Raw genomic sequence first — 5,937 nt, 5'->3', positions numbered from 1 at the left:
GATGGCTTCGGCATGCGCAAGCAGGTCGCGACGCTCGAGCGCGAACACGCCCATCGGTCCGACCTTGAACTCCAGCCACACGAAAGGGACCTCGGGCAACAGGTCCATCAGCGCATGTTCGCTATTGCCGACCTCGACGATCAGCACGCCCTGCTCGGAAAGATGCTCGGCGGCCTTGTCGAGTATGCGCAGGCAAAGATTCAGACCGTCAATGCCCGAAGTCAGTCCCAGCCGGGGCTCGTGGGCGTACTCATCGGGCAACGCGGCGTATTCCTCGTCCGTCACATAGGGCGGGTTGGATACTATGAGGTCGTAACGCTCGTCATTGAGCTCGTCGAACAAGTCCGAACGAACCGCCCGCACCCGCTCGCCCACATGCTGATACGCGATGTTCTCAGTGGCCAGGGCCAATGCATCCTTGCTGATATCGACCAGGTCCACATGCCAACCCGGATTGTATTCAGCCATGGCGATGCCGATGCAACCCGATCCGGCGCACAAGTCCAGCGCGCGATCAATCTCGCGTCCGTCCAGCCAGGGCGAAAAACCGTCTTCGATCAGTTCGGCAATCGGCGAGCGGGGGACCAGCGCTCGTGGGTCACTGAGAAACTTAAGCCCCGCGAACCAGACTTCGCCCACCAGGTAGGCCACCGGGATGCGTTCGTCCAGTCGCCGCTGGATCAGCGCCAGCAGGGTTTCTCGCTCGGCTTGGGTGAGGCGCGCATGGCCATAGGCCTGCGGCATGTCCGGCGGCAGGTGCAGCGTGGACAAAACCAGGTGCATGGCTTCGTCGATCCCGTTGTCATGGCTGTGCCCGAAGGTCAGGCCGGCACCGGCAAAGCGACTGGCGGCATAGCGGATGAAATCGATGACAGTGGTCAGTTCTTCGGTCACGGCAATGGATCTTGCTGCAAGGCGCACCAGTATAAGGGAGGGCCACCGAGCTCGGGGCCATGGATGCGCTTTGCGCGGGCCATGCGAACGCACCCACAAGCGTGGTTCATCCCCGATCCCGCCCCTATACTCCCCGGCATGAAGCTCAAGGTCCTGCTGCAATACCTGCTCCCCCACCGCGCGCTCTCGCGCGTCGTCTTCTGGGCGACGCGCTGGACCTGGCGCCCGTGGAAGGATTTCCTGATCGGACAGATCGTGCGCCGCTACCAGGTCCAGATGGACCAGGCCGCCCAACCCGACCCGCGCGCCTATCGTCATTTCAATGCCTTTTTCACGCGCGCGCTCAGGCCCGATGCGCGCAGCGCCGATGCCGACCCGCAGGCCATCGTCTGTCCTGCCGACGGGCGGATCAGCCAGGCAGGTCGAATCGAGGCCGGACGCATCTTCCAGGCCAAGGGACAAACCTTCAGCGCCACGGAACTGCTGGCCGACGAAACAGCAGCCGAGCCGTATCGGAACGGCCACTTCGCAACCATCTATCTCTCGCCGCGCGACTACCACCGGGTCCACATGCCGGTCGCCGGGGAGCTGGTTTCGACCACCCATGTGCCCGGACGCATCTTCAGCGTGGCACCGTTTGCGGTCGAGGCGATCCCCCGGCTGTTCGCGCGCAATGAACGTCTGGTCTGCCATTTCCGCAGCGAGCACGGACCGTTCGCGGTGGTGATGGTGGGCGCGATCCTGGTATCCAGCGTCTCCACCCTGTGGGATGGCCTGGTCATTCCGCCCTACGCGCGCCAGGTTTCGCGTCGGGATGCCTCCGGCCGCAAGATCCGGCTGGATCGCTTCGGAGAGATGGGTCGGTTCAACATGGGCTCCACCGTGATCGTGCTGCTGCCCGGGCAGGAAGTGCGTCTGGATCCCGGAGTCATGCCCCAGAAAGCGGTACGGGTCGGGGAACGCCTTGGCCATTGGAGCGGCGGGCCCCACTTGCAAATCTGACGCAATGCGTCAGATTGTGACGCAAATGGATAGATTTCAGGCTTGCTAATGAGTATTCTGCGGGTCTTGAAGAGCCGGCCGGCGTTGCAGCGCCGGACCATGGAGGTGGAAGCGTGAAACCCAGACAGATGGTCGGCCGCCTACTGGCGATGACCCGCATCATGAAACTCGGTCGACAGTTGCGCGAGATCGAGAACGCGATCTACGCACTGCCGAGTCCGCTCGAACGCCAGGTTGCCAGCATCGCTGCGCGTGAACTGGATCTCGCTTCGCGCTGCGATCCGCCATGGATGTACGGTGCCGCACCGGAAGAAGCCGGCATGGCCTGGGGCAGCGGTGCCGAAACGGGCATCACGCGCGTACGCTCGGACAACCCGCAGGTGCGCATGCGCGGCATCGGGCTCTGGCTGGCCGTGACCTACTACGAGACCCGAGAGACGGAAATCGCGGGCGCCAGCGAACTGCACCGCAGGATCATGCGCGTGGTTCGCCATCTCAAGGAGCGCCTGGAGGCCGAGGATCAAGAGGCCGCGACCGACGCTTCCACGCAGCCCCAAACATCGACCGCAGCCGCCTGATCCCGCCCGGCGCCATCGGCTCGGCCTGTCAGCCCAGGCGGGTCATCCGTGGCAGCATTCTGTTTTCGCACGACTCAGTGACAGCGCGGCAGCCGGAGGGTATGTCCGGCGCGTATGGCGTATCGGGGAGCGCGCAGATGGTTCATGCGCGCCACCCTGTGCACGCTTGAACAACCCAATCGCTTGACAATGCCACTCAGGGTATCCCCGCGACGCACCCGATAATGCCGCGAACGCATCGACGCCGGCATGGTCGGATCCGAGGCAGCGTGAAGCTCGGCTGCAAGCTGGGTCCAGTGCCCACCCGCCTGACAACTGCGTGCATATGCCTTTTCGAGTACACGAGGCACCTGCAGTCGCTTGCCTTCGGGCTGCTCGGTCTGCGGATTCAGGCGCGGATTGAGATTGCGCAACACGCGAAACCAGCCGTCACGCATGCCACCGACCTCGCCCAGACAGACCGTCAGCTCGGACAATGATGCCGGTCGCGTCAGCTGAATATGCCCGGGACGCACGTCCAGTCGCGGAAATTTCAGGTGATAACGCCGCGGATGCATGAAAAGCCAGGCCGCGGCCAGGACCATGGGCACGTAATCACGGGTCTCGGCAGGCAGGGAGAAATAGATCTTCGGATCGTAGAAACTCACCGAGGGATCCCCGCCCACCAACCTGCGCACTCGACCTTCCCCGCCATTGTAGGCGGCTAGCGTCAACTCCAGATTGTCATTGAACTGCTTGAGTTGCTCATTCATGTAGGCCGCGTTGGCCTTGGCCGAGAGAGTCGGATCGAAACGTTCGTCGAATCCGTTCACCGTGGTCAGGCCGAAGCGACGGCCGGTCGAATACATGAACTGCAGCGGCCCGGCCGCACCCGAGCGTGAGACCGCATGCACCTTGCCGCCCGACTCCTTGGCCAGGATGCCGAACAGGATGGCTTCCGGCAAACCGGCCTTGTGGTACGCCGGCCACATGCGGTAACGCATGTATTCGTAGTTGACATAGGCATGCATGAGTTCGGGCCGCAACCAGGTCAGCCACTCCTCAATCGCAGCCTTCACCGGGCCGTTCATCGCAATCAGGTCCGAAAGCTTGTGTCCGCGCAGCAGCGTCACGCTGCGCTGGGACTGAGGCAGGGCTGTGATCACTGGCGACTCGCTGTCTCCCGAAACACCCGATTCCGGAGTGTCCGGAAGCGTATCGCCCTCGTCTCCGGCAATGAAACTGCCGTCTTTCAGACGCAACAGGTGATCGAACACGGAGAAAAAACGCTGCGGATCGCAACCCGGGGTATCCCCGCACTGCGCCGCTGACGTCTTGAGGCTGTCCAGCGCCGTGTCCAGGGTGTGCTCGGCCTTGACCTGGTCACCGCTGCGGGCCAGCTGCAAGGCCTCTTGATAGCTGCTGCTGGCCTGATCCAGCTGACTGTACAAGGTGTTGATCTGCTGCTCATTGATGGTCGAACTGGCAGCGGCGGGAGGAGATGGCTTGCTCATGCTGGCGCATCCAGCGAGAAAAGTGATCAGCGCGATCAGGGCAAGCAAACGAAGTGCGGAAAAACGAGACGAGCTGAGCATGAAATACACAAACGCCAAATACAAAGATGACCACCGTAGCCGTAGTCGTCGCATTGCTCAAGGCACCGTGGCACTTTTCCGTGAACCCGCCCCGGCTACAATCATTGGTGACTCCTGCTGCACGAAACATCATGCCGCCATGCGGCCCCGCCATCGGACGTCGATGCATGCCAACGCCCCCTGAAACCGTTCCGGCCGATCTGTCACCGGGCCTGCGCCTGCGCCGCGCAGTGGCCTACCCACTACGCGGCGCGTCCGCTGCGGCTGTCATCACGCTTGCAACAGCGCATGCGGTGGTCAACATCTTCCCCGGCATCATCATCCCCTGGGGGGGCGGTGCCGTGATCTGGGTCAGCATCCTGCTGTACGCAATGGAATGCCTGCGCCGAACCGCACATGGCTATGCCGACCCACCCGAAGTCACCCTGTACAGCAATTACGCCCCGGCCATCTCGCTGCTGCTGCTGCAGGCGCTGCAACTGCTCGCACTGGTGCTCGCCACCCACGCCATGCCACTGCTTTGGCTGGTGCTTCTGGCGCTGGTCATGCTGCTGCCCGCGCTGGCGATATCGCTGGCCTTCGAGGACACCCTGCTGGCGGCACTGAACCCGAAGCGATGGGTGACCGCCATGGGCGTGTTCGGTGTCGCCTACCTGCTCCCCGTGACGCTCGGCATGATGGGCGACATGGCTTACCTGGAGCATGTCCGGCAGACCAACTGGTTCGCAGGCAGCCTCTGGTTCGTGGTCGTGGTCTACCTCTGGTTGCTCGAGTTTCATGTCCTGGGTGCATTGATGCACCGCCATCACCAGCGCATCGGACATACTCCGGAAGCCGATGTACTGGCCGATGCGAGCGGACGCGACCGTGACCACGAACTGCTTGAACAAGTCGATCGCCTCCTGTCCATGGACCAGCAAGCCCAGGCGGAAACCCTGCTCCGCGAACGCCTGCGCGAACGCAATGTGCCACTGTCCGTGCACAGCCGATACCGTCGCCTGATGAAGGCCCGCGGCGACCAGCAGGCCCTGCTCGACCATGCCCAGACACAACTCACGCTGCTGCTTGCCGAAGACCAGCAGGGGCCAGCACTGGGGCTTGTCAGCGAATGCATCGAGCAGGATCCACAGTTCATGCCCGGCAGCCCCGACATGGCCGCCCGCCTGGCCGATGCAGCCGCCGCACGCGGCATGACGCGCCTGGCCGTGCGGCTGGCTCGCGGCTACCCCAACACATGGCCTCGTGACCCGCTGGCCCCACGCTATGGCTTGCTGGCAGCCCGGCTGATGGCCGAACGTCTTGATCTGCGCATGGAAGCCGGTGTCCTCGCGCACAAGCTTCTGCGCGCCTATGGCCAGCACCCGGCGCATGATGAAATCCAGGCCTTCATCGAAACGCTGGATTTGCGCCCGACGTCCGGACCGGGCCCCTCATGAGTCGCTGGAGACCCCCACCACCGCACTCCACGGCCATCATCACGCGAGCAGGCTTCGAGCGTCTCAAATCCGAGCTGGACGAACTGTGGCATCGCAAGCGCCCTGAGGTGGTCAAGGCATTGGCCGCTGCCGCCGCCGAGGGCGACCGTTCGGAAAATGCCGAGTACACCTATCGCAAGAAACAACTGGGTGAGATCGATCGCCGTGCGCGTTATCTCAGCAAACGGATTCCGTCATTGCAGGTGGTCGAGGCCCTGCCGCCCGGTCAGCGCAGGACCATCTTCTTTGGCGCGCGGATCAAACTGGAGAATCAGGATTCCGGCGAAATCGTGCACTACCGCATTGTCGGCCCGGACGAGACCGATGCCCGCCGTGGACACATCAGCATCGACTCTCCGCTGGCGCGTGCGGCGCTGAAAAAAAGCCTGGACGATGTCTTCGAAGCCGCCCTGC

Annotated in this window: 6 protein-coding genes; 4 read left to right on the top strand and 2 right to left on the bottom strand. The window is 63.3% G+C overall.

The genetic code is table 11. The features are described 5' to 3' along the window. Positions 1 to 894: 50S ribosomal protein L3 N(5)-glutamine methyltransferase (prmB, locus tag PF446_RS11935; protein WP_298071872.1), on the bottom strand; the 894-nt coding region annotated here is incomplete at its 3' end. Between the two features lie 138 nt (positions 895 to 1,032). Here prmB and asd point away from each other — a divergent pair. Then, entirely contained in the window at positions 1,033 to 1,896 is an 864-nt protein-coding gene (asd, locus tag PF446_RS11930; protein WP_298071870.1) for an archaetidylserine decarboxylase, read from the top strand. A gap of 113 nt (positions 1,897 to 2,009) precedes the next feature. Then, the gene (locus tag PF446_RS11925) at positions 2,010 to 2,474 is read left to right on the top strand and encodes a hypothetical protein (RefSeq protein WP_298071868.1); all 465 of its coding nucleotides are present in this window, start codon (positions 2,010 to 2,012) and stop codon (positions 2,472 to 2,474) included. Positions 2,475 to 2,548: 74 nt separating this feature from the next. Here the strand turns inward: PF446_RS11925 and PF446_RS11920 are convergent, their stop codons facing one another. After that, positions 2,549 to 3,967 carry a lytic transglycosylase domain-containing protein gene (locus PF446_RS11920; protein ID WP_298071865.1) on the bottom strand — a complete coding sequence of 473 codons (1,419 nt, stop codon included), beginning with the start codon at positions 3,965 to 3,967 and terminating at the stop codon, positions 2,549 to 2,551. Between the two features lie 248 nt (positions 3,968 to 4,215). Between PF446_RS11920 and PF446_RS11915 the strand changes: the two genes are divergently transcribed. Both PF446_RS11915 and PF446_RS11910 read left to right on the top strand, forming a co-directional pair. Then, positions 4,216 to 5,484: a hypothetical protein gene (locus PF446_RS11915; RefSeq protein ID WP_298071863.1), complete on the top strand. Its 1,269-nt coding sequence runs from the start codon at positions 4,216 to 4,218 to the stop codon at positions 5,482 to 5,484. Further along, positions 5,481 to 5,937: GreA/GreB family elongation factor (locus PF446_RS11910; protein ID WP_298071860.1), on the top strand; the 457-nt coding region annotated here is incomplete at its 3' end. The genes PF446_RS11915 and PF446_RS11910, both read left to right, overlap by 4 nt.

It is taken from the genome of Oleiagrimonas sp., from assembly GCF_027858935.1.
GTDB lineage: Bacteria > Pseudomonadota > Gammaproteobacteria > Xanthomonadales > Rhodanobacteraceae > Oleiagrimonas.
This window is presented reverse-complemented; position numbering and strand designations above follow the sequence as displayed.

What these genes read in the sequence shown, in the direction of transcription:
- PF446_RS11920 (WP_298071865.1), bottom strand. Translation starts at nt 3,967, where the DNA reads ATGAGCAAGCCATCTCCTCCCGCCGCTGCCAGTTCGACCATCAATGAG.
- PF446_RS11915 (WP_298071863.1), top strand. Translation starts at nt 4,216, where the DNA reads ATGCCAACGCCCCCTGAAACCGTTCCGGCCGATCTGTCACCGGGCCTG.
- asd (WP_298071870.1), top strand. Translation starts at nt 1,033, where the DNA reads ATGAAGCTCAAGGTCCTGCTGCAATACCTGCTCCCCCACCGCGCGCTC.